Source organism: Streptomyces sp. NPDC006296, assembly GCF_040613235.1.
Taxonomy (GTDB): Bacteria; Actinomycetota; Actinomycetes; order Streptomycetales; family Streptomycetaceae; genus Streptomyces.
In genome coordinates this window covers 1-25,054 of record NZ_JBEXRT010000066.1, presented here as the reverse complement: position 1 = coordinate 25,054, position 25,054 = coordinate 1, and the positions used below count along the sequence as shown (strand labels likewise).

Sequence of the window (25,054 nt, the reverse complement as noted above, 5' to 3'; positions counted from 1 at the left end):
CGCGCCCGCGCCCGCGGCGCCCCCGCGGGGCGCGCGCGGCGCGGCGGGCCGGGGGGGGGGGGGGGGGGCGGGCGCCCCCCCCCCCCCCCGCGCCGGTCCGGCCGCCCCGGCCGCCCCGGCCGCCCCGTGGGTCCGGCGGCGGGCGGGCGGGCGTCCGCCCGCTGCCGCGGCAGGCCGGCCGGCTCCTCGTCCGAGGTGACCGTGTTGGCCGCCGCGGACCAGCCGTGCCGGTCCAGGGCGCACGCCAGCGCCCGCACCATGCGGGGGTCGAACTGGCTGCCGGCGCAGCGCCGCAGCTCCTCGACGGCCGCGGGGACGGGCCGCCCGGGCCGGTAGGAACGGGTCGACGTCATCGCGTCGAAGGCGTCCGCCACGGCGACGACCCGGGCGAACTCGGGGATGCGGTCACCGGCGAGGCCGTACGGGTAGCCGCTGCCGTCCAGGCGCTCGTGGTGGTGCAGGATCGCGGCGCGCGCCTCGTCCAGGAAGCCGATGCCCCGGACGATCTCGTGGCCGTACTCCGGGTGCAGCTCGATGACGCGGCGCTCCTCCGGGGTGAGCGGTCCGTCCTTGCGCAGGACGCGTGTGGGGACGCCCAGCTTGCCGACGTCGTGCAGGATGCCGGCGAAGCGGAGGGCCTCCATGCGCTCCTCCTCCATGCCGAGTTCACGGGCGATGAGCTCGGAGGCGCGGCCCACCCGCTCGCTGTGCCCCCGGGTGTACCCGTCCTTGATGTCGACCGCCTGGACCAGCGCCCTGATGGTGTTGCGGTGGGCGGCGTGACGGCGGTGGTACTGGGCGAAGACCCAGCAGGAGATGTACATCGGCAGCAGGACGACCAGCGCGGACAGCGGCCCGTAGGAGCTGCGCCAGAGGACGGCCATCATCAGCCCGGCGAGGGCGTGCACCAGGTGCGGTCCGACGGAGCGCGCCGGCAGCCCGCGCCAGGCGCGCCCGGGGGCCACCCGCTCGGCCGTCATGAGGATCCCGCCGTCGAGCGCGGCGAGCACGAGGCTGAACACCAGGGCCGCGGCGCAGGCCGGGAGGAGGGCGAGGGGCAGGTCCGGCGGGGTGTCCCCGGCGCTCGCGCCGAGTGTGGCGGGACCGCCCAGGAAGCCGTAGGTCCACGAGGCCGCCCCCGCGGTCAGCGCGAGCTGCGCGGCCCGCCAGACCCGCCGGGCCGCGGCGGGCGCGCGCTCCACGCGCCCCACCAGCGATCCGGGCACCGCGACGAGGACCGCCGCGGACGGCGGGAGCAGAAAGGCCGCGGCGAGCAGCAGGGGGAAGAACGATCCCGCGCCGACCGGCACGGAGCCGCCGGCGAGGCGGCAGCGGCCGGGGAGCTCGCAGACGAGGTAGAGGACCGCCAGCAGACCGAGCGTGCCCCAGGGGGTGGCGGCCCCGGGGGACAGCGCGGGCAGGGCGCAGACCGCGGCGCAGAGCGCCGTGCACAGGATGAGGGCGCGCGCCGCCCCCGGTATGCCCCTCACCTGTACCGCCCGCCCTCAGCCTGGTCGATGGAGGCGCCAGGCTAGCGAGCCGCGGGAGGGGCAGGGGGCCCGAACGGGCCCGATTAGCACGTTCGGGTGATGCGGAGCGATCCGGCGTTCAGCGCGGGGGCCGGGGCGCCGGCGCCCGGCGCGGGCCGCCGGGGGTCGTCACTCGGCGGTGGCGGCCGGACGGTCGGCGCCGCCCATGGTGACGTCCTGCTCGGGCACGGCCTGCCCCGAGCGGATCAGGTCGATCCGTCCCATCACCTTCGAGCGCAGGTCGGCCGGGACGTCGTCCTGTCCGCAGCAGCGCTTGACCAGCTTCTTCACGGCCTGCTCCAGGCCGTACTTCTCCAGGCACGGGGAGCACTCCTCGAAATGCACCTCGAACTTGGTGCAGTCGCCCTCGGGCATCTCATGGTCGAGAAACTCGTAGAGATGATCGAGAACCTCTGAGCAATCCGTCTCGTGCGGCTCTCCGCAGCTCATGAGGCCGAGCCTTTCGTGTCGTCCGACTCACCGGCTCCGGCCGGGACGAGCCCGCGCTCACGCGCGTAGTCCTCCAGCATGCCGCGCAGCTGACGGCGTCCCCGGTGCAGCCGGGACATCACCGTACCGATGGGTGTCCCCATGATGTCCGCGATCTCCTTGTAGGCAAAGCCCTCCACGTCGGCGAGATACACGGCGATGCGGAATTCCTCGGGGATCGACTGCAGCGCGGACTTCACGTCGGAGTCCGGCAGGTGGTCGAGTGCCTGCGACTCCGCCGAGCGCAGACCGGTCGACATGTGCGACTCCGCACGCGCCAGCTGCCAGTCCTCGATCTCCTCGGCGGCACTCCGCTGGGGCTCACGCTGCTTCTTGCGGTACGAGTTGATGAAGGTGTTCGTGAGGATGCGGTACATCCAGGCCTTGAGGTTCGTGCCCTCGCGGAACTGGTGGAAGGACCCGTACGCCTTGGCGTACGTCTCCTGCACCAGGTCCTCGGCGTCCGCGGGGTTGCGCGTCATGCGCAGCGCGGCCGAGTACATCTGGTCCAGGTATCCGAGGGCGTCCCGCTCGAAGCGGGCGTTGCGCTCGGCAGTCGTCTCCTGCGCACGGCCGTCGTCGGTCCCTGTGTCGGTCCCAGTGACCGGACCCACCTCCTCCAACGATGTGGCGGAACCGAGACCGGACCCGCTCGCATCGGAGAATAGTCGACCTTGCTTCCGGACGGGCTGTCGATCGGCTCCGCCCGGGGCGTGCGCCGGGGTGCTCCTGGCCGCGCGCAGCACCGTCCACTCCAGATCTGCGGCCTTCGAGCGGCTGGGGCAGATGGTCGAACCCATGCGACGGACTCCCTCTCCACGTACGACGTCGGTCGCCCTTGTACCGACACCAGCCACAACAGCCGCCCGGCGCGGCGCATTCCCGGGTCTTGCGCGGGCGCGCGGAGTGTGGGCGGGGCTACGTCGCCGGTCGTCCGCCGAGCCCGTCCAGCCAGTGCACGACCGCGGCGGTGAGGAGGTCCATGGCCTGTTCCTGGGTCAGCGGCGCCTTCTTGGGGACGGCGAAGCCGTGGTCCGCGTACGGCACCTCGACGAGTGCGTGCCCGCCGGGCGGGAACTCCTCCGGGCGCCCGAACGGGTCGCGGCCGCCCTGCACCACGAGGGCGGGCACGCCCGCGCCGAGCAGCTCGTCCGCACGCGACCTCTCCGGCCGGCCCGGCGGATGCAGCGGGAAGCTCAGGGCCAGGACGGCGCGGGCACCGAGCTCCGACGCCGTGCGGCAGGCCACCCGGGCCCCCGCGCTGCGGCCCCCGGCGACGACGGGCAGCCCCGGGGCCGTGAGCGCCGGCCACAGTCCCCGCCAGCCGGTGTCCAGGGTCCGCGGTGCCGGCGCCAGCTTCTTGCCGGCCACCCGCCACGGCTGCTCGACCAGGGCCACGGTCACCCGGTGGCCCGGGAGCTCGGCGGCCAGGGCCCGGAGGTCGCGCGCCTCGACGCCGCCGCCGGCGCCGTGGCCGACGGCGAGCACCAGCCGGGCGTCCTCGGCGGGGAGCCAGGTGATCCTGGCCTCCCCGGCGTCCGTGCCGACGGTCTCGGTCCTCTTCGCTGTCCCTGCGGTGCGGCTCACGGTCCCCATCCTGCCGGGTCAGAACAGCGTGCCCGCCTCCGGCGCGGCCAGTTCCTCCAGGAGTTCGGGGCCGTTGTTGCGGACGTCGCTGACCGCGGTGGCCACCGGGTAGGCGCGCATCAGGCCGCCGGGCGGCGGCTCCAGCAGCGGGGTCAGCGCGTCGACGTCGGTGCGCGCGGGGTCGAGCCAGGCGTCCCAGCGGTCCGGGGTGAGCATCAGCGGCATCCGGGGGTGGATGTCGCTGAGCGAGGCGGGCCCCTCGGCGGGAGCGACCGCGAGCGGGGCCGTCTCCGCCGCGGTGGTGATCACCGAGCAGGTCACCCGCCAGGCCCGCGGATGGTCGTCGGGCAGCGTCCGGTCGCGCCAGAACTCGTACAGGCCGGCCATGGCGAGGACCGAGCCGTCCGCGGGCGTCACGAAGTACGGCTGCTTGCGGGGGCGTTTCCGCTTCCCCTTCTCCTCCAGCTGCCGCTCGTCGGCCCCGGTGACCCACTCGTAGTAGCCGTCTGCGGGGAGGATGCAGCGCCGGGACGCGAAGGGCCGGCGGAAGGAGGGCTTCTCGTGCACGGTCTCCGCACGGGCGTTGATCAGGCGGGCAGCGCCCTCCGGCGACTTCGCCCAGGACGGCACCAGCCCCCAGGTCAGGACGCGCAGCTGGCGAACCGGACGGCGGTCGTCCGCGTCCTTCACAGGACGGTCCAGCACCACGTGGACCTGTTTGGTCGGCGCGACGTTCCAGTCGGGCTCCAGGGTCTCCGTGGGTTCCCACTTCTCCACGCCGAAGAGTCCGGCCAGGTCCTCGGGCCGCCGGCTCGCTGCATACCGTCCGCACATAAGTGCCAGACTGCCACGACCCGCCAGTCGAGTGGACGCCGATCCCTCGCGCACCTGAAGGAGCCGCCCGCACCATGGACAGCACCGACCTGGGCGATCTCTGGGATCGCGTCTTCGGAACCCAGCCCGCGCCCGAGCAGTGGCTGGTGGTCGTCACGGCGACGGCGGCGCTCGTCGCCGTGGTGCCGAATCTTCTGTGGCGGCTGTCCCGCAACGCGATCACCATCGCCCACGAGGGCGGGCACGGCCTGGTCGCCCTGCTCACCGGACGGCAGCTCTCCGGTATCCGGCTGCACTCGGACACCAGCGGGCTCACCGTCAGCCGGGGCAAGCCGACCGGTGTCGGCATGATCCTGACCGCGGCGGCCGGCTACACCGCGCCCCCGCTGCTCGGGCTGGGCGGTGCCTGGCTGCTGACCAACGGCCGGATCACGCTGCTCCTGTGGCTGGCGACCGCCCTGCTGGCGGTGATGCTGGTGATGATCCGCAACCTCTACGGCGCCCTGACGGTCATCCTCACGGGGACGACGTTCCTGCTGGTGTCCTGGCTGACCTCGGCCGACGTCCAGTCCGCCTTCGCGTACACGGTGGTCTGGTTCCTGCTGCTGGGCGGCGTGCGCCCGGCGTTCGAGCTCCAGTCCAAGCGCCGGTACGGGGGTGCGCCCGACTCCGACGCCGACCAGCTGGCCCGGCTGACGCACGCACCGGCCGCCCTCTGGCTCTTCCTCTTCCACGCCGTGTCCCTCAGCTCCCTGATCGGCGGCGGGCGGTGGCTCCTCGGGCTGTGAGGGCCGCGTGCGGAGGGAACCGCGCGGAGTGGGCGGCGGGTGCCGGGGCCGGGTCGGCGCGCGCCCCTTACCACCCTTGTGTGACGCCCCGGTTTCGGCCCTTTTGTTGAGGATCCGGGTTTGCGGAGAGCCACTAAAGTAAGGGGCATGACCGAAAGTTCCGTGCACCCCGCCCTCTGGCCCGCCCCCCGCGCGACCGGGGCCGTCGATGCCACCGTCACCGTGCCCGGATCGAAGTCGGTCACCAATCGCGCCCTCGTGCTCGCCTCGCTGTCCTCGGAGCCGGGCTGGCTGCGCCGCCCGCTGCGCTCCCGCGACACCCTGCTGATGGCCCAGGCGCTCCGCGCCATGGGTGTCGGCATCGAGGAGGGCGTGGGCCCGGACGGTTCGGGCGAGGCGTGGCGGGTCATCCCCGCCGGGCTGCACGGTCCGGCCCGGGTGGACGTGGGCAATGCCGGGACCGTCATGCGCTTCCTACCGCCCGTGGCCTGTCTCGCGGACGGCCCCGTCCACTTCGACGGGGACCCGCGGTCCTACGAGCGGCCGCTGCACGGTGTGATCGACGCGCTGAAGGCGCTGGGGGCCCGGATCGACGACGACGGCCGCGGTGCGCTGCCGCTGACCGTGCACGGCGCCGGCGCCCTGGACGGCGGACCGGTGTCCGTCGACGCCTCCTCGTCCTCCCAGTTCGTCTCCGCGCTGCTGCTCTCGGCGCCGCGGTTCAACCAGGGTGTGGAGGTGCGGCACACCGGCTCGGCCCTGCCCTCCATGCCGCACATCCGGATGACCGTGGACATGCTGCGCTCGGTCGGCGCCCAGGTCGACGAGCCGGAGACGGGCGGTGAGCCGGACGTCTGGCGGGTCTCCCCCTCCGCGCTGCTGGGCCGCGACCTGACCGTCGAGCCCGACCTCTCCAACGCCCAGCCGTTCCTGGCCGCCGCCCTGGTGACCGGCGGCCGGGTCACGGTCCCCGACTGGCCGCTGCGGACCACTCAGCCGGGTGACGCGCTGCGCGAGATCTTCACCGCGATGGGGGGCGCGTGCGAGCTCACCGAGCGCGGTCTCACCTTCACGGGCACCGGCTCGGTCCACGGCATCGACGTCGACCTGAGCGAGGTGGGCGAGCTGACGCCGGGCATCGCCGCGCTCGCCGCCCTCGCGGACTCCCCGTCCACCCTGCGCGGCATCGCCCACCTGCGGCTGCACGAGACCGACCGCCTCGCGGCGCTCACCAAGGAGATCAACGGTCTCGGCGGTGAGGTCACGGAGACCGCCGACGGCCTGCGGATCACGCCCCGTCCGCTGCACGGCGGCACCTTCCACACGTACGACGACCACCGGATGGCCACCGCCGGAGCCGTGATCGGCCTCGCCGTGGCCGGGGTGGAGATCGAGAACGTCGGCACGACGGCCAAGACCCTGCCGGACTTCCCGGCCATGTGGACCGGCATGCTCGGGGAGCCCTCCGGCGCCGTCGGCGTCTCGCCCGGAGCACTCGGTGCCTCCGCCGCGGGAAGCCGCGGGGTCTGAGGGCGATGCGGCGTTACGGGAAGAACCCCGACGAGGACGACATCCGCGTCCGCCCCAACCCCAAGGGCAACCGCCCTCGCACCCACACCCGTCCCAAGCACGAGGACGCCGAGGACGGCATGGTCCTCACGGTCGACCGGGGCAGGCTGACCTGCCTCGTCGACGACCGTACGGTGACGGCCATGAAGGCCCGCGAGCTGGGCCGCAAGGCCGCCGTGGTGGGTGACCGGGTCTCGCTCGTCGGCGACCTCTCGGGCGACAAGGACACCCTGGCCCGCATCGTGCGGATCGGTGCCCGCTCGTCGGTGCTCCGCCGCACCGCGGACGACGACGACCCCTTCGAGCGGGTGGTCGTCGCCAACGCCGACCAGCTGGCCATCGTCACCGCGCTCGCCGATCCCGAGCCCCGTCCACGCATGATCGACCGCTGTCTGGTGGCGGCGTACGACGGCGGGCTCAGCCCGCTCCTGGTGCTGACCAAGTCGGACCTGGCCCCGGCGGACGCGCTCCTGGAGGCGTACACCCCGCTCGGCGTCCCCTACGTCGTGACCAGCCGCGAGGAGCTGGAGAACGGCGACGCCGCCGACCGGGTGCGCGCCCTGCTGAACGACCGGGTCACCGCCTTCGTCGGGCACTCCGGGGTCGGCAAGACGACGCTGGTCAACGCCCTGGTGCCGAAGGACCGGCGGCGGACGACCGGGGTGGTCAACGCCGTCACGGGACGCGGCCGGCACACCACCACCTCGGCGCTCGCCCTGCCGCTGCCGGACGGCCGCGGCTGGGTCGTGGACACCCCGGGCGTGCGGTCGTTCGGGCTGCACCACGTCGATCCCTCACGGGTCATCAACGCCTTCCCCGACCTCCGGCCCGGCACCGAGGAGTGCCCGCGCGGCTGCACCCACGACGGTCAGGAACCGGAGTGCGCGCTGGACGCGTGGGTCGCCGGGGGGCACGCGGATCCGGCACGGCTCGACTCGCTGCGCAGGCTCCTGGCCACCCGGGAGCGGCGCGAGGGCGACTGAGGCGGGGCACGGCACGGCGGCGGACGGACTGCCCCGACTCGCGCACGTTTGCGAACTTCCACGGCCGGTCAGGGCATAATCGCCCGAGCGGGTCAGGCATCACCTAGGTGGGAGGCACCGGACGATGGCGTGGTTGCTGGTCGTGGTCGCTGGACTGCTGGAGACCGGCTTCGCCGTGTGTCTGAAGCTCTCGCACGGATTCACCCGCCTCTGGCCGACGGTCGCCTTCTGCGCGTTCGCCCTGGGGAGCTTCGGCCTGCTGACGCTGGCCCTCAAGAAGCTGGACGTCGGTCCGGCCTACGCGGTGTGGACGGGCATCGGAGCGGCGGGCACGGCGATCTACGGGATGGTCTTCCTCGACGACGTGGTCTCCACGCTCAAGCTGGCGTCGATCTCGCTGGTGATCGTCGGCGTGATCGGCCTGCAGCTGTCCGGCTCGGCACAGTGAGCCGGCCGCACGTCCGGCCGGGGAGGGACACCCCGCGCGGGGCCGTGTAGCCCACCCGGGTGGCGGTGGATACTGTGACGGCATGCCCGACTACCACGATGATCTGCGCCTGGCCCACGTCCTGGCGGACGCCGCCGACGCGGCGACGATGGACCGGTTCAAGGCTCTGGACCTGAAGGTCGAGACCAAGCCGGACATGACGCCGGTGAGCGAGGCCGACAAACACGCGGAGGAGCTGATCCGGGGGCACCTGCACCGGGCGCGGCCGCGCGACGCGATCCTGGGCGAGGAGTACGGGGTCGAGGGCACCGGTCCGCGGCGCTGGGTCATCGACCCGATCGACGGCACCAAGAACTACGTACGCGGTGTCCCGGTGTGGGCGACGCTGATCTCCTTGATGGAGGCGGGCGAGGACGGCTTCCAGCCGGTGGTCGGCGTGGTGTCCGCCCCCGCGCTGAACCGCCGCTGGTGGGCGGCCAAGGGCGCCGGCGCCTTCTCCGGCCGCAGCCTGACGTCCGCGACGCGGCTTCAGGTGTCGAAGGTCGAGCAGATCGCGGATTCCTCGTTCGCGTACTCCTCGCTGACCGGGTGGGAGGAGCAGGGCAGGCTGGACGGCTTCATGGATCTGACGCGTGCCTGCTGGCGCACCCGCGGGTACGGGGACTTCTGGCCGTACATGATGGTCGCCGAGGGCTCGGTGGACATCTGTGCCGAGCCGGAGCTCTCCCTGTGGGACATGGCGGCGACCGCGATCGTCGTCCAGGAGGCCGGCGGGCGCTTCACCGACCTGGACGGGGTCTCCGGCCCCGGCGGCGGCAACGCGGCGGCCTCCAACGGCCTGCTGCACGACGAACTGCTGGGCTACCTCAACCAGCGCTACTGACCGGCCCGCCCGCACCGGGGCGGACCTCCGGGTGCGACCGCCCCGTGCGGCGCGCGGTGGAGCGGGGCGCGGCCGAGGGCCGGCCCCGCTCCACCGCGTCAGACGTCCGGCCGTCCGGGAAGCGACGTACGGGACGCGGCGGCGCATCGACGTTCCCGCCCCGCGGCCCGATGGCTCTGCGTCTTTTCCGTTTTTCCGTCCCGCGTTCCGATCGGCCGGAAAGGCCCGGGGAAATCCCGGCCCGGCCGCGCGGCCGGCTCACGGACGCCTGTGCCGGACGGCGCGGGCGGGTCCGCTGGAAATCCGCGAGGTCACGCTCCCGCGGGGTTCTCCAGCCGCTTCTCGCAGTACTGCAGCTGAGTGTCGCCCTCATAGGTCGCGACCTGGAGCACGATATTGCTGATCTTGTTGTTCGCGCCGGTCGGATTCATGTACGTGGTCCAGGACTTGTACGTGCCGTACCCGTCCGTGTTCTTGCGCCACGTGTAGTAGATCCGCTTCCCGGTCGTCCACTGCTCGGCCAGCCTGATGCGGACGTGGTGCCCGTCGGGCTTCTCGTCGTAGAGCTTGAGCGTGATCCCGGTGACCGGCCCGTTGTAGGGCCAGTTGGCGATGTTCACGGATCCGCTCGAACTGAGCGGGGAGGTGGCGCAGGTCCCGTAGGCGGTGGCGGCGCTCGCGGGCCCCACCCCGAGCACCGAGAAAAGCAGGGCCCCACCGGTCAGCATGCTTGCTTTCGCCACTCTGTTCATTCGTTTCCCCCGAAGAAATGCAGCACTTCCGGCTCGGATTCCGGCGCCGGTCCTCACTGACGAATCGACCCTATGAGCGGCCCATGGGCGGGTCAAGGCATTTGTTTTTCACCCCTGCGGGGGAATGGAGAAATGCGACCGGGTTCCGATCCGGCGGCGCGTCGAACACCCCTCCGGAGAGCGGCCGGGAGTTCCCCCGTGACCGGGTGCCGCCAGGGCGGAAGACCCACACGGACGGCCCCTTGTCCGCCCCTCACGCGGGTGCCACCCTGAGAGCTCCCTCATTTGTGAACTTGTGAATCGGTGCACGAAGGCCGCTTCACGGGCTCGCTCTCCCTCGGAGGTGGTTCTCCCCATGCTTGTCCGCGACGCCATGAGCACCCTGGTCCTCACCATCGGCCCGGCCCACACCCTGCGCCAGGCGGCCCGGCTGATGTCGGCCCGGCGCATCGGCGCGGCCGTCGTCCACGACCCGGACACCTGCGGCCTCGGCATCCTCACCGAGCGCGACGTCCTCGACGCACTGGGGGCCGGGCTGGATCCCGACACCGAGACCGCGTCCACCCACACCACCACCGACGTGGTCTTCGCCTCTCCCGTCTGGACCCTGGAGGCGGCGGCGGAGGCCATGACGCACGGCGGCTTCCGGCATCTGATCGTGCTGGACGACGACGGCCCGGTCGGCATCGTGTCGGTGCGCGACATCATCCGGTGCTGGGTGCCGGCCGGAAGACGGGCGGCGGCGGGCGTGCCCCTCTGAGGGCACCCGGCCCACCGCTCCCCCGGCCTGGGGACCGGTGGGCCGGACCCCCGGACGCGTGTGGGCCGGATCCCCCGGACGTCCGGGAGATCCGGCCCACCGCCCACGGCAAGGGCTACCGGCCGCGCAGGGCCTGGACCGCGGCCTCCAGCCGCTTGCCGAAGTCTCCGTCGGCCCGGCGGAAGTTGCCGACCGCCCGCTCGGCGATGTCGTCGCGCGAGACCTGGGAGACGAATCCGGCGAGGTTGTCGACCAGCCGGGTCCTCTCGTCCTCCGACATCAGCCGGTAGAGGTTGCCGGCCTGCACGAAGTCGTCGTCCTCGGCGTGCCGCGGCGCCTCGTGACCGCCGGTACCGCCGGTGACGGGGACGGGCTCCCAGAGCGGCCGGTCCGTCTGGACCGGTCCGCCGAAGCTGTTCGGCTCGTAGTTCTTGGCACCCCGGTGCCGGCCGTCGTACAGCAGGCCGTCCCGGCCGTGGGTGCGCGCCTCGGTGGCGTGCGGGCGGTTCACCGGCAGGTGGTCGGCGTTGACGCCGACGCGGTAGCGATGGGCGTCGCCGTACGCGAAGAGACGGCCCTGGAGCATCTTGTCCGGGGACGGACCGATGCCGGGGACGAAGTGCGCCGGACTGAAGACCGACTGCTCGACCTCCGCGAAGACGTTCTCCGGATTGCGGTTGAGCTCCAGCGTGCCGATCTCGATCGGCGGGTAGTCCTCGTGCGGCCACACCTTCGTGAGGTCGAACGGGTTGAAGCGGTACCCCGCCGCCTCGGCCGCCGGCATGATCTGCACCTGCACCGTCCAGCTGGGGAAGTCACCCCGCTCGATCGCCTGGCGCAGGTCGCGCTGATGGCTGTCCGGGTCGACGCCCGAGAGGCGGACGGCCTCCTCGGTGGTGAGGTTCTTGATGCCCTGGTCGGTCTTGAAGTGGTACTTGACCCAGAAGACCTCGCCGGCCTCGTTGTTCCACTGGAAGGTGTGCGAGCCGTAGCCGTTCATGTGGCGGTACGAGGCGGGGATGCCCCGGTCGCCGAAGAGCCAGGTCACCTGGTGCGTGGACTCGGGGGACAGACCCCAGAAGTCCCAGACGTTGTCCGGCTCCTGCGAACCGGTGTACGGGTCGCGCTTCTGGGTGTGGATGAAGTCGGGGAACTTGATGGCGTCCTTGATGAAGAACACCGGGGTGTTGTTGCCGACGAGGTCGTAGTTGCCCTCCTCGGTGTAGAACTTCAGCGCCCAGCCGCGCGGGTCCCTGGCCGCGTCGGCCGAACCGAGGTTGCCCGCGACGGTGGAGAAGCGCAGGAAGGTCTCGGTCCGCTTGCCGACCTCCGAGAGGAACTTCGCGCGGGTCCACCGCGACACGTCCCGGGTCAGCGTGAAGGTGCCGTACGCGCCGGCCCCGCGGGCGTGGACGACGCGCTCCGGGATCCGCTCGCGGTTGAAGTGGGCGAGCTTCTCCAGGAGCGCCTGGTCCTGGACGAGGACCGGCCCTCCCGGGCCGGCCGTCTCGCTGTTCTGGTTGTCGGCCACCGGGGCGCCTGCCTCCGTGGTGAGCGGTCCCTGGGTCACGCGCGCCTCCTGCGTCATCTCCCGCGCGGCGTCGCTCCCCGCGCGGTCAGTTCCCGGCCGCAGCCTGTCCTCGACCAGTACGTAACCGATCCTACAATGGACTTAGTCCAAGTCAAGCAGACATCTAAAGTCACACCTACTCGGAACTCGGCGCTCCCACTGTTAGGCTGGGCCCCATGAGTGACCTCCTGGAACGACTCCGTGGGCGCGGCTGGCGCATGACGGCACAGCGTCGCGTGGTGGCCGAGGTCCTTGAGGGGGACCACGTGCACCTGACGGCGGACGAGGTCCACGCGAGGGCCGTGGAACGACTGCCCGAGATCTCCCGTGCCACCGTGTACAACACGCTGGGCGAGATGGTGTCCCTCGGTGAGGTCATCGAGGTCTCCACCGACCGCCGGGCCAAGCGGTACGACCCGAACGCCCACCGGCCCCACCACCATCTGGTGTGCGGGCGCTGCGGGGCGATCCGGGACGTGCACCCGTCCGGCAACCCGATGGCGGACCTGCCGGACGACGAGCGCTTCGGCTTCACCGTCTCGGACGTCGAGGTGACCTACCGGGGCATCTGCCCGAACTGCGCCGCGACGGCCTGAGACCGGCGGAGCCCGCCGGGGTCGCGCAGCGCGCACCGGCCGCGCGGGCGGCCGCCTTTGCACGGGCACACGACAGAGGCCCGGATCCTCGAAAGGATCCGGGCCTCTGTCTTCAGTAGCGGGGACAGGATTTGAACCTGCGACCTCTGGGTTATGAGCCCAGCGAGCTACCGAGCTGCTCCACCCCGCGTCGTTGTGAGTGCAACACTACGGCACCCCCACCGGCCGGAGCAAATTCATTGCCCGGACATCCGCCCGCCGTCGGGACGGATGCGGCGCACCGCGACACCGCTCCCCCGCTCCGCCCCGCGGAGGACCGGCCGGCCCGCGGTCGCGCGCCGGCGCCGCGGGCGTCGGCCCCCGTCAGGCCGTGAGCTCCTGGTGCAGTGCCTCCAGCAGGCGTGCCGCGCGCTCGGTCACCTCCGCCGGACCCAGCTCGACCGCCCGGGCGCACCAGCGCTGCCCCTCGGTGAGCTCGCCGCGGCGGGCGGCGAGCAGGGCGAGGCGCAGGGCCGCACGGCCGTGACCGTCGTGCGCGGCGCGGCTCCACCACAGGGCGGCCTCCCGCTCGCTGCCCTCGCGGGCGAGCAGCAGGCCGAGGTTGAAGGCGCCGTTGCGGCTGCCCGACTCGGCGGCCTCGCGGTACCAGCGCGCGGCGCTCTCCAGGTCGCCGCGGGCCGCAGCCAGCATCCCGGCCCTGACCTGGGCACGGCGGTGGCCCTGCTCGGCCGCCCTCTCGTACCACTCCTCGCACTCGGTCCTGTCCGGCAGTGCCTCCCCCAGCGCGGGCGGCCCGGGCGGCGGCTGGCGCAGGTCGAGGACTCCGGCCAGCCGGAAGGCGGCCTCGGCGCTGCCCCCGCCGGCGGCGCAGCGCAGATGGCGCTCGGCCTCCTGCTCGTTCCCGTCCCGCAGCAGCGCCATGCCGACCTGGAGCGCGGCATCGGTGTGTCCGGCCGCCGCCGCCCGCTGGTACCAGCCGAGCGCCGTGCCGTCCTCGTCCCGGCCCGCGTGCAGGATGCCGAGGTTGAACGCGGCGTCCACGCTGCCCGCCTCGGCGGCCTTGGAGAACCAGGGCTCCGCCCCGGTCGCGTCGCCGGCCTGGAGCAGCAGCACGGCGAGCGCGTTGGCCGCCTCGCGGTGCCCGGCGTAGGCGGCGCGGCGGTACCACTGCTCGGCCTGCGGGATCCGGTCCTGCGCGGCGCAGAGCAGCCCGAGGTTGTAGGCGCCGTTGACGTCGCCGGCGTCCATGGCGGCGCGGTACCAGCGCTCGGCGGTCTGCTGCTCGCCCCGGGCCGCGTGCAGCGCGCCCAGGGCGTTGGCGGCGTTGCCGTCGCCGTCCTGGGCGGCGCGCAGCCACCACACGGCCGCACTCTCCTCGTCGCCCGCGTCGCGCAGCAGGAAGCCGAGGGCGCAGGCCGCCCGGGGCTCGCCGTCCTTGGCTGCGGTGAGGTACCAGCGGCCCGCCTCCTTGAGCTCGCCGCGCTGTTCGAGGATGGCACCGAGGTAGAGGGCGGCCCGGCGGTGGCCGCGTGCGGCGGCCTGGCGGTACCACTGCTCGGCCTCGCCGACCCGGCCGGAGTCGGGGCCCGCGACCGGGCTGTCCCGCTTGACCTGAGCCTCGCCGTCCGGCGACCGGCGGCTGTCGCCCGCGATCCGGCCCAGGACGAAGGCGTCGTGCGCGTCGCCGACGGCGTTGCGCTCGATCGTCCGGGCCAGGCGGTACGCGGCCTCCCGGTGCCCCTGCTCGGCGGCGGCGCGCAGCCAGCCCTCCGCACCGGCGTCACCGCGGTGCTCCAGCAGGTCGGCGAGCGCGTACGCGCCCAGGGCGTGTCCTTGCTCGGCGGACTGGCGCAGCCAGTACTCGGCGCCGGGCTCGTCGCCGCGCTCCCGGAAGTGGCGCCCCAGGGCGTGCGCGGCCGCGGCGGACCCGGCGACGGCGGCGATCCGCCACCAGCCGGCCGCCTCGTCCGGGTATCCCCGCTGGTGCAGGAGCACCCCGAGGTTGTTGGCCGCGGCCCGGTCGCCGTCCGCGGTGGCGGCCCGGAGGTAGGCCTCCGCCCCGTCCAGGTCGCCGCGGCGCAGCAGGAGGGCGCCCAGCACGCTCATGGAGGCGGTGTCGCCCGCCTCCGCGGCCCGCCGGTGGCGCGCCTCGGTCTCGTCGGCGCTGTCCGTGGTGTCGGTATCGGTGTCGTCCGCCGGGCCGGTGCCGTCCGCGGCGGGCGCCGCGTCCGCGCCGGGCGTCCCGGGCAGGCTCCCGGCGCGCACGGCGAGGCCGGCCGTGCCGCTGGTCACCACGGCGACGGCGGCGGACTCGTGCACGCCGTCCGCGGTGTCGGCGGCCCCGGCCGGGGCGGCGGCGAATGCCGCATCTGCCACGGTTTCCGTCATCCGGCCGCTTCGCTGCACAAACCGCCCTGTCTTCAACAGAGTTGCCCTGTCCCCCATAAATACCATCGTCGCACCACCCGCAACCCGCGTACACCTGGAATACCGCGGCCAGTAAGGTCACTTCAGCGTTTTGTCGACATGCCCACAGAGAGACAAGTGAAACACGGTCGGCACCAACTCGTGCCCCGCGAACCGCACTTCACTCCGACAACTTGAGAATTGCCTCACGGCATGACAAAGGCCCGGATCCCAAAGGATCCGGGCCTTCACCTTTCAGTAGCGGGGACAGGATTTGAACCTGCGACCTCTGGGTTATGAGCCCAGCGAGCTACCGAGCTGCTCCACCCCGCGTCGTTGTGTCCTCACCGTACCACGACGCGGGGTGGAGCTTCGTCAGCTGCCCTGGTCACCGCCGGACGGCTTCTCGGCGTCTCCGGCACCCTCGGCGCCCGAGGCCCCGCCCGCCTTGGGCTGAGCGGCCGCGGCACGCTCCAGCGCCTTCTGGAGGTCAGCCTGGGCCTTGCCGTAGGCCACCCAGTCCTGCTCCTTGAGCGCCGTCTCACCGGCCGTGTACGCCTTCTGGGCGTCGGCGATGGCCTTCTTCAGCGCCGCGTCCCCGGTGGCCGGCGGCTCCGTGGTGTCACCCGGTGGCTGGTCCGGCTCCGTCGGCGGTGTGGTCGTGTCGGAGCCATCGACCCCGAAGACGGCGTTGAGCGCCTCCCCGAGGCTGTTCTCGAACACGATCTTCGACCCGTACGAGGCGGCCACCTTGCGCAGCAGCGGGTAGTTCTGCGTGCCACCGCGTGTGTAGACCGGCTCGATGTAGAGGAAGCCCCCGTCGAGCGGCACGGTCAGCAGATTGCCGTACTCGATGTCCGAGTCCGTGCCCTTGAGGTTCCTCACGAACTCGGCGACGTCGTCGTTGCCGTTGAGCTCACTCTGCACCTGGCCGGGTCCCTTGACCGTGCTCGTGACCCTCAGCAGTCTGATCGTGCCGTAGTCCTTGCTGGTCGCGTCCGCGTCCACCGCCATGAACGCCCCGAGGTTGGGACGGCCCTTCGGGGTGAGGGTCGTGGTCAGGGAGAACTTCTGGCTGTCCTGCCCGGGCATCTTCATGCTCAGGTAGTACGGCGGGACGGACCCGGGTTCCTTGTTGGTGGGGTCGTCAGGCACCTGCCAGGCGTCACTGCCGCTGTAGAACTGCGCCGGGTTCTCCACGTGGTACCGGGTCAGCAGCTCCCGCTGGACCTTGAACAGGTCCTGCGGGTAGCGCAGGTGGTCCATGAGGTCCTGCGGGATGTCCCCGCGGGACTTCACGGTCCCCGGGAAGGCCTTGCGCCACGTCTTGAGCACCGGGTCCTCGGTGTCCCATTCGTAGAGCTTCACCTTGCCGTCGTACGCGTCGACGGTGGCCTTCACCGAGTTGCGGATGTAGTTGACCTGGTTCTGCTGGGCGACGACCGCGCGCTGGTTGGTGGTCAGCGAGTCGGCCGTGGTGTCACCGAGCGTCGTACGCGAGGCGTACGGGTAGCCGTTGGTCGTGGTGTAGGCGTCGACCACCCACTGGATCCTGTTGCCCACGACCGCCGGGTAGGCGTCGCCGTCGATGGTGAGCCAGGGCGCCACCGCCTCGACGCGTTCCTTGGGCGTGCGGTTGTAGAGGATCCGCGAACCGTCGCCGATGGCTCCGGAGTACAGGATCTGCGGCTCGCTGAAGGACACGGCGTAGGCCGCCCGGTTGAAGGCGTTGGAGAGGCTGACGCCGCTGTCGCCCTGGTAACTGGTGGTCTTCTCGCCGTCCTCCTCGTAGTCGAGCTCCTTCTGGGGCCCGCCGACGATGGAGTACTGCTCGGTCTTCTCGCCGTAGTAGATCCGCTGCTCGTACGAGCCGAGGTCACCGGTGGTGGGCAGGCCGGACTCGGTGAAGTCCGGGGAGCCCGTCGGGTTGGTGCCCGTCGTGGTGCCCCGGGCCGCGATCGCGCCGTAGCCGTGGGTGTACGTGAAGTGGTCGTTGATCCAGTTCCGCTTGGGGAGACCCTGGAGGTTCAGCTCGCGCAGGCCGATGACGGTGTCCTGCTCCTTGCCGTCCGGGCCCTTGTAGCGGTCGACGTCCAGCGTCTTGGGGAACTGGTAGTAGTTCCTCTTCTGCTGGATCTGCTGGAACGCGGGCGAGACGACGTTCGGGTCCATCACGCGGTAGCTGGCGGCGGAGTCCGCGTTCGCCCGCAGCTTGGTGCCGTCGTCCGTGGTGCTGGTGCCCTCGTAGTCGTCGACCTTCGCCTTGTCGATGTCGTAGGCGTCCCGCGTCGCGTCGATGTTCTTCTGGATGAACGGCGCTTCCTTGGCCTGCTCATTGGGCTGGACCTGGAACTTCTGCACGATCGCCGGGTACAGGCCGCCGATCAGGATGGCCGACAGCACCATGAGGCCGAAGCCGATCACGGGGAGCTGCCAGGTGCGCCGCCAGAGGGTCGCGAAGAACAGCACCGCGCAGATCACCGCGATGCAGAACAGGATCGTCTTCGCCGGAAGGTAGGCGTTGGCGTCGACGTACCGCAGGCCCGTCCAGTTGTCCGTGGCCTTGAAGTCACTGGACTTCACCGCCAGGCCGTACCGGTCGAGCCAGTACGCCACGGCCTTCAGCGCGACGAAGACGCCGAGCAGCACGGAGAGGTGGCCGGTCGCCGCGCCGGTGGCCCGCGCGCCGGGGCTCGTGATCCGGAGCCCGCCGTAGAGGTAGTGGGTCAGCGCCGCCGCGACCAGCGACAGCACCACGGCGGCGAAGCCGAACCCGAGCAGGAAGCGGTACCACGGCAGGTCGAAGGCGTAGAAGGAGACGTCCAGCTTGAACTGGGGGTCCTTCTGCCCGAACGGCACACCGTTGACGTACATCAGCCAGGTGCGCCACTGGCCCGACGCGGAGGCGCCGGCGATCAGCCCGACGAGCGCGGTGACCGCGAGCAGCACCCATCTCTTGTAGGGAGCGACGCTCATCCGGTAGCGGTCCAGGCTCTGCTGTTCCAGAGACATCGCGCTCAGCGGCGGCCGGAGCCGGTGCGCGAGCCAGATGTTCACACCGATGGCCACGGCCATCAGCAGTCCGAAGACGAGGAACAGTCCGATCTTGGTCCACAGGGTGGTGGTGAAGACGGAGGAGAACGCGACCGACCTGTACCAGAGCCAGTCCGTCCAGAATCCTGCGAACATGACGAAGGCCATGGCGAGAACCGCCAGGACGCCCAGTGTCATGAGCAGGGTCCGGACGCGCCGGGACGGGCGGCCGACTCTGATCCGTGGCCCGGTCGGGCCTCCGCCGCGGTCCGGCATCTGGAAAGCCAACGTGCGCACCTCGAAGTTCGCGGTCGTGTGAAGCAGGCCCAGCGATCGTAGAGCCCACCTATGCAACTTACTGAGGCTTTACCTAGTTCCCGTTCCGGGGGTCCAAGGAGGCAGGATGTTGCGCATGCCCAACGTTTCCCCCTCAGGCCCTCCGATGGCCGCGAGCCCACTGACCGTCGCCGTCCTCGAAATCGACGCCTATGCCGCAGGTCTCGGCTGGGACCAGCCGGCCAGGCTGTTCGCCCTGGTCGACACCGCCCGGCTGCGGGCCCACGAGCCGGGTCTGGCCGCCCAGCTCGGCCTCGACGACGCCGCTTCCCCGACCGCCGCACTGACCCCCGTCGAGCAGGAGGAGCTCCCCGCGGGCACCGCTCTGGACGAGTTCCTCGCCACGATCGCCTGGCCCGACGCCGTGGTCGGCTGTGCCATGACCGTGGAGCGGATGATGCTGCCGCCCTCCGCCGAGGCCTCCGTCCCGGAGGGGCTGAGCGACGCCCGGCTGACCGAGTGGGTCGGCCGGCATCCGGACCGCCAGGAGGTGCGGATGACCGTGGCGGTGCTGCGGGACGGGGCGCGCGACTCCGCCGTACGGCTGCGGGAGAAGGACTCCCCCAACGAGGTCCTGACCGGTGCGGGCCTCGTCCCGGGGCTGGCCGAGGCGCTCGCGGCGACCTTCGAGTCCTGACCCCGGCCGGTCCCGCGCCGCTTCGGCGGGGGCGCGGCCTCAGCCCGTCGAGCAGCTCGGCAGGCCGGCCGTGTCCCCGGTGCGGATCTTCTCCAGCGACTCCGTGGCGTCGGCGAGGGTCTTCACCCGCACCAGGGTGAGGCCGCTCGGGGTGTCGGACGCGGCGGCGGAGCAGTTGTCGTCCGGGGTCAGGAAGTACCGGGCGCCCGCGTCGCGCGCGCCGACCAGCTTCATGTTGATCCCGCCGATGGGGCCGACCTTGCCCTCGTCGTCGATGGTCCCGGTGCCGGCGATGAACCTGCCGCCGGTCAGCTTTCCGGGTGTCAGCTTGTCGATGATGCCCAGCGAGAACATCAGCCCGGCGCTCGGACCGCCGACGTCGGCGAGCTTGATGTCGATCTCGAACGGGAACGTGTGGTCCGTCCCGGCCTGGATCCCCACGATCGCCCGGCCTCCCGCCGAGGGGTCGGCGGGGTCCGCCGGCGCCTTCCGCGTGGTGAGCGTGACGTCGCGGGAGCCCTGGGGCTCCTTGCCCGCCTTCTCGGCGGCGGCAGCGGTCTTGGCGGGGATGATCGTGAACACGACGTCCTCGCCGGGCTGGTGCTTCGTGACGAGCTTCGCGACGTCCTCCGGCCGCACGACCGCCGTGCCGTCGACCGCCTTGATCAGGTCGCCGGCGTGCAGCACGCCCTCGGCCGCGCTGTCCTTGACGACGGTGGAGACCACGACCCGCGAGGTGACCGGGATCTTCAGCTCCTCCAGGGCGGCCACCTTGGCGCTCTCCTGGGACTGGCTGAACTCCTCGGCGTTCTCCTGTGTCGACTGCTCCTCGGTCTTGCCGTCCGGGTAGAGGGTGTCGTGCGGCACGACCACGCTGTCGTGGGCCAGCCAGCCGTAGACGGCCTCGACGATGTTCATGTCGTAGTCCGCGCCGGTGACGCGGACGGTCGTCATGTTGAGGTTCCCGGACGTGGGGTACGTCTTGCGCCCGCTGATGTGCAGGACCGGTTCGCCGCGGGCGTCGCCGAGCGTGTTCACGGTCGGCCCGGGGGACATCTCCGAGTACGGCACGCGGATCAGCACGCCTGCGCAGAGCAGCGCGATCAGGATGAGGGTGGAGGCGAGCATCGTCGCGGTGCGGCGTGGCATGGAACGACAGTACGGGAACAGCCTGTCAGTGCACCGTCGGGGCCGGTCCGTCCGGGGCGGCCGGCCGCGGGACGTACGGCGAGGGGCCCGGACGCCGCCCGTCGCGCCGCGTGCGCGGCGGGAGGCGGGTGCGTCGGCGAACAGGTGCGGTGCGGTGGTGCCGCACGGGCGACCGCGTACGGTCGCGGAGTGTCAGACGGCCTCGGAACCGGAGTGCGACTTCTCCATCGCGTCACGGAACCTGGCGTAGCCGGCGAGCTCGGTGACGTCGCCGGTCGTTCGGTTGCGGGCTGCCCACCCTCCCCATATCGCTGCGCCAAGAGCAGCTATGAGCGGAATCACCAGCCAGACGAGTGCTGCCATCACGACCTCCCTACCCCATGAGCGACCGCAACTGACGATCAGAAGATTAACGACCTGCAGGGACAACGCTCACGGCAGGGGTGGGGTTACGCAAATCGGGGCTGATGCCGCCCGGAGCGGTTTGCGCTCAGCAGGCGCCGACCCATTCCTCGGTGCCGTCCGAGAAATGCTGGTGCTTCCAGATCGGGACCTGGTGCTTGAGGTCGTCGATGAGCCTGCGGCAGGCCTCGAACGCCTCACCCCGATGGGCGCAGGACACCGCGACGACCACCGCCAGATCGCCGACAGCCAGTTCACCCACCCGGTGGACGGCGGCCAGCGCCCGCACCGGGAAGTCCGCCACCACCTTCTCGGCCACCCGTCGGAGCTCGTCGAGGGCCGAGGGGTGGCAGGAGTAGCCGAGGGAGCCGACGTCCTGGCCGCCGTCGTGGTTGCGCACCGTGCCGACGAAGAGCGCCGTGCCCCCCGCGGCGTCGTCGCCGACCGCGCGGAAGATCTCGTCGACGGACAGCGGCGTGTCGCGGATGTCCAGGAGCCGGACGGGGTCCGGGGCGGCCTGCTCGCCGGGGTGGTCGTGGGTGCGTGCCATGGAGCCATGGTGCCGCACGGCACCGACATCCCGGAATTGCCGTTTCGACCGGCGCCGTGCCCGCCCCCTTGGAGCCTCCTACCAGGGGGCACCGGGCGGGCCTCCGGCCGGGGCCCGGTGGCGGAGGGGAGCGCCGTCCGTCCGGAGGGCGGGCCCGGTGGCGTCCGGTGCGTGCGACGGCGCGGCGGAGCACCGCCCGGCACCGGATGCGTGGGGGTGGCGCCGGCGACGCGGCGGGGGTGCCCGCCGGGCGTCGTCGGACGGCGGGACTCCCGCCACGCGCCCTAGAAGCGGCGGCGCGCCTTGCGGGCGCGCCGGACCAGCGCGGCCGTTCCGAGCAGGGCGACGGTGGCGCCCGCGGCTCCGGCCGCGGTGGCGTCCTTGCGGCCGAGCCGCCGGCCGGCGACGGTGTGGCGTCCCTCCACCTCCTCCAGGAGCGCGGTCAGGACCTCCTCGTTGGTCCAGCGGGGGCGCCATCCCGCGTCGTGCAGCCGGCTGACGCTGACCACCCAGGGGTGCATGGTGTAGGCGAGGTCGCCCGCCGGTGACGGGGTGAGGCCGATGCGGTGCAGCCGGGCCGCGGCGCCGAGGGCGACGGCGGAGGGCAGCTCCATCCGGCGGACACCGGACAGCTCCTCGACCTCCTCCTGTTCGAGCCAGCCGTCGCACCCGACCGCGAACTCTCCCTCGATCTTCTCCAGGGCCGCGTACTCCAGGGCGCTCACCAGGTCGTCGACGTGGCAGAACTGCCAGGCGGGGCGTGAACCGGCGACGACGAGGAGCCGGGGTGACTCGAAGTAACGGGTGAGCGCCGTGTCCGTGCCGCCGACCAGGACCGTGGGACGCACGACCGTCACGTTGAGGCCGGGGTGGGCGCGCGGGGCGCGGCGTCCGAGCCGCTCGATCTCCAGCAGGTCCCCGACGCCGGTGGCCTCGGCCGTGGCCCGCAGCTCCGCGTCCTCGGAGAGGGGGAGGTCGTTGTCGGCCAGGGCGCCGTAGACCATCGCCGAGGTGCACAGCACGACCCGGTGGACGCCCACGGCGGCGGCCGCCGTCAGGACCGTCTGGGTGCCGCGCACGTTGTACGCGGTGCGGGCGGCGGGATCGGTCTCCAGGTCGAGGTCGAGCGCCATGTGCACGACGACGTCCGCACCGCGCAGCTTCTCGGCGATCGCGGGGTCCCGGACGTCCAGGATGTGCCAGGTCGCCTCGGAGACGTCGCCGCGGCGCTCGTCGATGGCGATGACCTGCTTGATCTCGTCGGATGCGGCGAGGTGGGCGGTGAGCAGCTCACCGACGCCGGTCGCGGCACCGGTGACCGCGACGACGGGGCCGCGGCTTCGGGAGGAATTTTTCGTGGGCTTGCTCTCGGGCGAGGGGGCGGCCAGGTTTCGCGCTGCGCGAACCTGTGGATCTGGGGAACTCACCGGGCGTCTCCAGCGGTTGTCTTCAGTACGTACCCGAATGACGCGTGCGTACCAGGTGGCGTCCATCCTGCCGCAGGCCGGGAGCCGGCGGAGCACTGAGCCCCCGAGCGGGCTTCGGTGTCTACGCTGGATGGTGATGTCGGGCAGTCGCCGTCGGTTCGAGCCGGCGGCCCTACGAGCCGAGGAAACCCGTGAGTGACACCCCATTCGGATTCGGCCTTCCGCCGGAGGAGCCGGACGACGGCGACGAGGGCAAGAAGAAGGACCCCACCGGTGGTGGGCAGGGCTCGGGCGGGCCGGCGAACCCGTTCGGCTTCGGGCCCGGCGCGGGCGGCGACAACCCGTTCGCGGCGATGTTCGGCTCGATGAACCCGAACGACCTGGGTGCGGCCTTCCAGCAGCTCGGCCAGATGCTGAGCTACGAGGGCGGCCCGGTCAACTGGGACATGGCCAAGCAGATCGCCCGGCAGACGGTGTCGCAGGGCACCACGGACGGCAGCAAGGACGCGAGCGTCGGCCCCGCCGAGCGGTCCTCCGTCGACGAGGCGCTGCGTCTCGCCGACCTCTGGCTGGACGGCGTGACCTCGATGCCCTCGGGTTCGGTCACGACCGTGGCGTGGAGCCGCGCGGAGTGGGTGGAGGCGTCCCTGCCGGCCTGGCAGCAGCTGGTGGACCCGGTCGCCGAGCGCGTCGGCCTGGCCATGGGCGACGTCCTGCCGGAGGAGATGCAGGCCATGGCGGGCCCGCTGATCGGCATGATGCGCTCCATGGGCGGTGCCATGTTCGGCCAGCAGATCGGGCAGGCCGTGGGAGTGCTCGCCGGCGAGGTCGTCGGTTCGACCGACATCGGCCTTCCGCTGGCACCGGCCGGCAAGGCCGCACTGCTCCCGCTGAACGTCGAGCGGTTCGGCACGGACCTGAGCGTCCCGCAGGACGAGGTGCGGCTGTATCTGGCGCTCCGCGAGGCCGCCCACCAGCGGCTCTTCGCCCACGTCCCGTGGCTGCGTTCGCATCTCTTCGGCGCGGTGGAGGCCTACGCACGCGGTATCAAGGTCGACACCGGCAAGCTGGAGGACGTCGTCGGCCAGTTCGACCCGTCGCAGCCCGAGACGCTGCAGGACGCGCTCCAGCAGGGCATGTTCCAGCCGGAGGACACCCCGGAGCAGAAGGCTTCGCTGGCCCGTCTGGAGACGGCTCTCGCCCTCGTCGAGGGGTGGGTCGACGCGGTGGTGCACGAGGCCGCGAAGTCCCGGCTGACCTCGGCGGACGCGCTGCGCGAGACGATGCGTCGGCGTCGGGCGTCCGGCGGTCCCGCCGAGCAGACCTTCGCCACGCTGATCGGCCTCCAGCTGCGGCCCCGCCGGCTGCGGGACGCCTCGCGGCTGTGGGCCTCGCTCACGGACGCCCGGGGCGTCGACGGGCGTGACGGCCTGTGGGAGCACCCGGACATGCTGCCGACGGCCCAGGACCTGGACGACCCGGACGGTTTCGTCCACCACGAGCAGCCGGACTTCTCCGAGCTGGACAAGATGCTCGGCGAAGCGGCCAGGGGTCCGCAGAAGCCCGGCGCCGGGGAGCAGGACCGCGGCGACGCCACGGGCACGGACGGCTCCCCGGACGACAGGCCCGGGGCCGACGGACCCGAGGGCGACGGCAAGGACGACAGCGGCCGGTGAGCCTGTACGACGACGCGGTCTCGGTCCTCACCGCCCACGACGGGGGCGGCCCCCAGCAGGAGGGGCTGCGCCGGGACTACCTGGAGCATCTGGCCGCACACCGCGACGGCATGTGGAAGGCGTGCGGGGCCGGACATCTGACGGCCAGCGCGCTGGTGATCGACCCGGAGCGCGGCAGGGTCCTGCTGACCCTGCACAGGAAGCTGCGGATGTGGCTGCAGATGGGCGGGCACTGCGAACCCGGGGACACCACCCTGGCGGCGGCGGCGCTGCGCGAGGCCACGGAGGAGTCGGGGATCGCGGGGCTCGCGCTGCTGCCCGGCGGACCGGTGCGGCTGGACCGGCATCCGATCCCGGCGCCGTGCCACCGGCACCTCGACGTGCAGTACGCCGCGACGGCGACGGCCGGTGCGGTGGAGCAGATCAGCGAGGAGTCGCTCGACCTGCGCTGGTTCCCGTACGACGAGGTGGCGGGGGTGGCGGACGCCTCGGTCGTGCGGCTGCTGGAGAGCACCCGGGTGCGACTGGCGCTCGGCGCTTAGACGCGGACGGGGCGGCACGGACGGGGGGGGGGGGCGGGGGGGGCCCCCCGCCGCGCTCGGGATAGCATCCCTCTTAAATACAGACACCAACCCAGATAAGTCGTTTTT

General features: G+C 72.3%; 23 protein-coding genes and 2 tRNA genes. 10 read left to right on the top strand and 15 right to left on the bottom strand.

The genetic code is table 11. The features are described 5' to 3' along the window. The 5 genes from ABZ172_RS29040 to ABZ172_RS29020 form a co-directional block, all read right to left on the bottom strand. Window positions 1-1,490, bottom strand: a 1,490-nt coding sequence (locus tag ABZ172_RS29040; RefSeq protein WP_356888157.1) for an HD-GYP domain-containing protein, incomplete at its 3' end; no start/stop codon positions are given. Between the two features lie 168 nt (window positions 1,491-1,658). Further along, window positions 1,659-1,979, bottom strand: a complete 321-nt coding sequence (gene rsrA, locus ABZ172_RS29035; RefSeq protein ID WP_356888156.1) for a mycothiol system anti-sigma-R factor — start codon at window positions 1,977-1,979, stop codon at window positions 1,659-1,661. Next, on the bottom strand, window positions 1,976-2,632 hold the full coding sequence (locus tag ABZ172_RS29030) for a sigma-70 family RNA polymerase sigma factor (protein WP_187281824.1): 657 nt from the start codon (window positions 2,630-2,632) through the stop codon (window positions 1,976-1,978). Before ABZ172_RS29030 ends, rsrA begins: the two co-directional genes overlap by 4 nt. A 304-nt stretch (window positions 2,633-2,936) precedes the next feature. Further along, complete coding sequence (locus ABZ172_RS29025) at window positions 2,937-3,605, bottom strand: alpha/beta family hydrolase (protein ID WP_356888155.1); 669 nt, start codon at window positions 3,603-3,605, stop codon at window positions 2,937-2,939. Between the two features lie 18 nt (window positions 3,606-3,623). Beyond that, window positions 3,624-4,439, bottom strand: a complete 816-nt coding sequence (locus ABZ172_RS29020) for an SOS response-associated peptidase (RefSeq protein ID WP_356888154.1) — start codon at window positions 4,437-4,439, stop codon at window positions 3,624-3,626. Window positions 4,440-4,513: 74 nt separating this feature from the next. Between ABZ172_RS29020 and ABZ172_RS29015 the strand changes: the two genes are divergently transcribed. The 5 genes from ABZ172_RS29015 (at window position 4,514) to hisN (ending at window position 9,110) form a co-directional block, all read left to right on the top strand. Further along, window positions 4,514-5,227, top strand: coding sequence for a M50 family metallopeptidase (locus ABZ172_RS29015; RefSeq protein WP_356888152.1), 714 nt, complete (start codon window positions 4,514-4,516; stop codon window positions 5,225-5,227). Between the two features lie 147 nt (window positions 5,228-5,374). Next, entirely contained in the window at window positions 5,375-6,757 is a 1,383-nt protein-coding gene (gene aroA / locus ABZ172_RS29010; protein ID WP_356888150.1) for a 3-phosphoshikimate 1-carboxyvinyltransferase, read from the top strand. Between the two features lie 5 nt (window positions 6,758-6,762). Continuing rightward, entirely contained in the window at window positions 6,763-7,779 is a 1,017-nt protein-coding gene (rsgA, locus tag ABZ172_RS29005; RefSeq protein ID WP_356888148.1) for a ribosome small subunit-dependent GTPase A, read from the top strand. A 124-nt stretch (window positions 7,780-7,903) separates the two neighbouring features. Beyond that, entirely contained in the window at window positions 7,904-8,227 is a 324-nt protein-coding gene (locus ABZ172_RS29000) for a multidrug efflux SMR transporter (RefSeq protein ID WP_356888146.1), read from the top strand. Between the two features lie 82 nt (window positions 8,228-8,309). Next, entirely contained in the window at window positions 8,310-9,110 is an 801-nt protein-coding gene (gene hisN / locus ABZ172_RS28995; protein ID WP_356888144.1) for a histidinol-phosphatase, read from the top strand. Between the two features lie 311 nt (window positions 9,111-9,421). On the opposite strand, the gene ABZ172_RS28990 is transcribed toward hisN, so the two are convergent. Further along, window positions 9,422-9,853, bottom strand: a complete 432-nt coding sequence (locus ABZ172_RS28990) for a hypothetical protein (RefSeq protein WP_356888142.1) — start codon at window positions 9,851-9,853, stop codon at window positions 9,422-9,424. Window positions 9,854-10,217: 364 nt separating this feature from the next. Here ABZ172_RS28990 and ABZ172_RS28985 point away from each other — a divergent pair, with 364 nt between their 5' ends. After that, complete coding sequence (locus ABZ172_RS28985) at window positions 10,218-10,622, top strand: CBS domain-containing protein (protein ID WP_356888140.1); 405 nt, start codon at window positions 10,218-10,220, stop codon at window positions 10,620-10,622. Window positions 10,623-10,737: 115 nt separating this feature from the next. Here the strand turns inward: ABZ172_RS28985 and ABZ172_RS28980 are convergent, their stop codons facing one another. Further along, window positions 10,738-12,210 (bottom strand): catalase, encoded by a 1,473-nt coding sequence (locus tag ABZ172_RS28980; protein WP_356888138.1) that lies wholly within the window; start codon window positions 12,208-12,210, stop codon window positions 10,738-10,740. 158 nt (window positions 12,211-12,368) lie between these two features. Here ABZ172_RS28980 and ABZ172_RS28975 point away from each other — a divergent pair, with 158 nt between their 5' ends. Next, window positions 12,369-12,788 carry a Fur family transcriptional regulator gene (locus ABZ172_RS28975; RefSeq protein ID WP_014154175.1) on the top strand — a complete coding sequence of 140 codons (420 nt, stop codon included), beginning with the start codon at window positions 12,369-12,371 and terminating at the stop codon, window positions 12,786-12,788. A gap of 116 nt (window positions 12,789-12,904) precedes the next feature. Here the strand turns inward: ABZ172_RS28975 and ABZ172_RS28970 are convergent. The 4 genes from ABZ172_RS28970 to ABZ172_RS28955 form a co-directional block, all read right to left on the bottom strand. Further along, window positions 12,905-12,978, bottom strand: a tRNA-Met gene (locus ABZ172_RS28970). A gap of 173 nt (window positions 12,979-13,151) precedes the next feature. Beyond that, entirely contained in the window at window positions 13,152-15,242 is a 2,091-nt protein-coding gene (locus tag ABZ172_RS28965) for a tetratricopeptide repeat protein (RefSeq protein ID WP_356888136.1), read from the bottom strand. A 211-nt stretch (window positions 15,243-15,453) separates the two neighbouring features. Next, a tRNA-Met gene (locus tag ABZ172_RS28960) sits at window positions 15,454-15,527 on the bottom strand. A 42-nt stretch (window positions 15,528-15,569) separates the two neighbouring features. After that, entirely contained in the window at window positions 15,570-18,503 is a 2,934-nt protein-coding gene (locus tag ABZ172_RS28955; protein ID WP_356888159.1) for a UPF0182 family protein, read from the bottom strand. A gap of 127 nt (window positions 18,504-18,630) precedes the next feature. On the opposite strand from ABZ172_RS28955, the gene ABZ172_RS28950 reads away from it, so the two are divergent. Continuing rightward, window positions 18,631-19,200 (top strand): PPA1309 family protein, encoded by a 570-nt coding sequence (locus tag ABZ172_RS28950; RefSeq protein WP_356888134.1) that lies wholly within the window; start codon window positions 18,631-18,633, stop codon window positions 19,198-19,200. A 39-nt stretch (window positions 19,201-19,239) separates the two neighbouring features. On the opposite strand, the gene ABZ172_RS28945 is transcribed toward ABZ172_RS28950, so the two are convergent. The 4 genes from ABZ172_RS28945 to ABZ172_RS28930 all read right to left on the bottom strand — a co-directional run bounded on the left by ABZ172_RS28945 (window position 19,240) and on the right by ABZ172_RS28930 (window position 22,728). Next, window positions 19,240-20,349 (bottom strand): PDZ domain-containing protein, encoded by a 1,110-nt coding sequence (locus ABZ172_RS28945; protein ID WP_356888132.1) that lies wholly within the window; start codon window positions 20,347-20,349, stop codon window positions 19,240-19,242. A gap of 192 nt (window positions 20,350-20,541) precedes the next feature. After that, the gene (locus ABZ172_RS28940; protein WP_356888130.1) at window positions 20,542-20,712 is read right to left on the bottom strand and encodes a hypothetical protein; all 171 of its coding nucleotides are present in this window, start codon (window positions 20,710-20,712) and stop codon (window positions 20,542-20,544) included. A 127-nt stretch (window positions 20,713-20,839) separates the two neighbouring features. Continuing rightward, entirely contained in the window at window positions 20,840-21,301 is a 462-nt protein-coding gene (locus ABZ172_RS28935; protein WP_356888128.1) for a molybdenum cofactor biosynthesis protein MoaE, read from the bottom strand. 284 nt (window positions 21,302-21,585) lie between these two features. Further along, a complete protein-coding gene (locus ABZ172_RS28930; RefSeq protein ID WP_356888126.1) occupies window positions 21,586-22,728 on the bottom strand; it encodes an SDR family oxidoreductase in 1,143 nt (380 codons plus the stop codon). A 191-nt stretch (window positions 22,729-22,919) separates the two neighbouring features. On the opposite strand from ABZ172_RS28930, the gene ABZ172_RS28925 reads away from it, so the two are divergent. Together ABZ172_RS28925 and ABZ172_RS28920 are read left to right on the top strand one after the other, a co-directional pair. Continuing rightward, the gene (locus tag ABZ172_RS28925) at window positions 22,920-24,404 is read left to right on the top strand and encodes a zinc-dependent metalloprotease (RefSeq protein WP_356888124.1); all 1,485 of its coding nucleotides are present in this window, start codon (window positions 22,920-22,922) and stop codon (window positions 24,402-24,404) included. After that, complete coding sequence (locus tag ABZ172_RS28920; protein ID WP_356888122.1) at window positions 24,401-24,946, top strand: NUDIX hydrolase; 546 nt, start codon at window positions 24,401-24,403, stop codon at window positions 24,944-24,946. Before ABZ172_RS28925 ends, ABZ172_RS28920 begins: the two co-directional genes overlap by 4 nt. The last annotated feature ends 108 nt before the right edge of the window (window positions 24,947-25,054 follow it).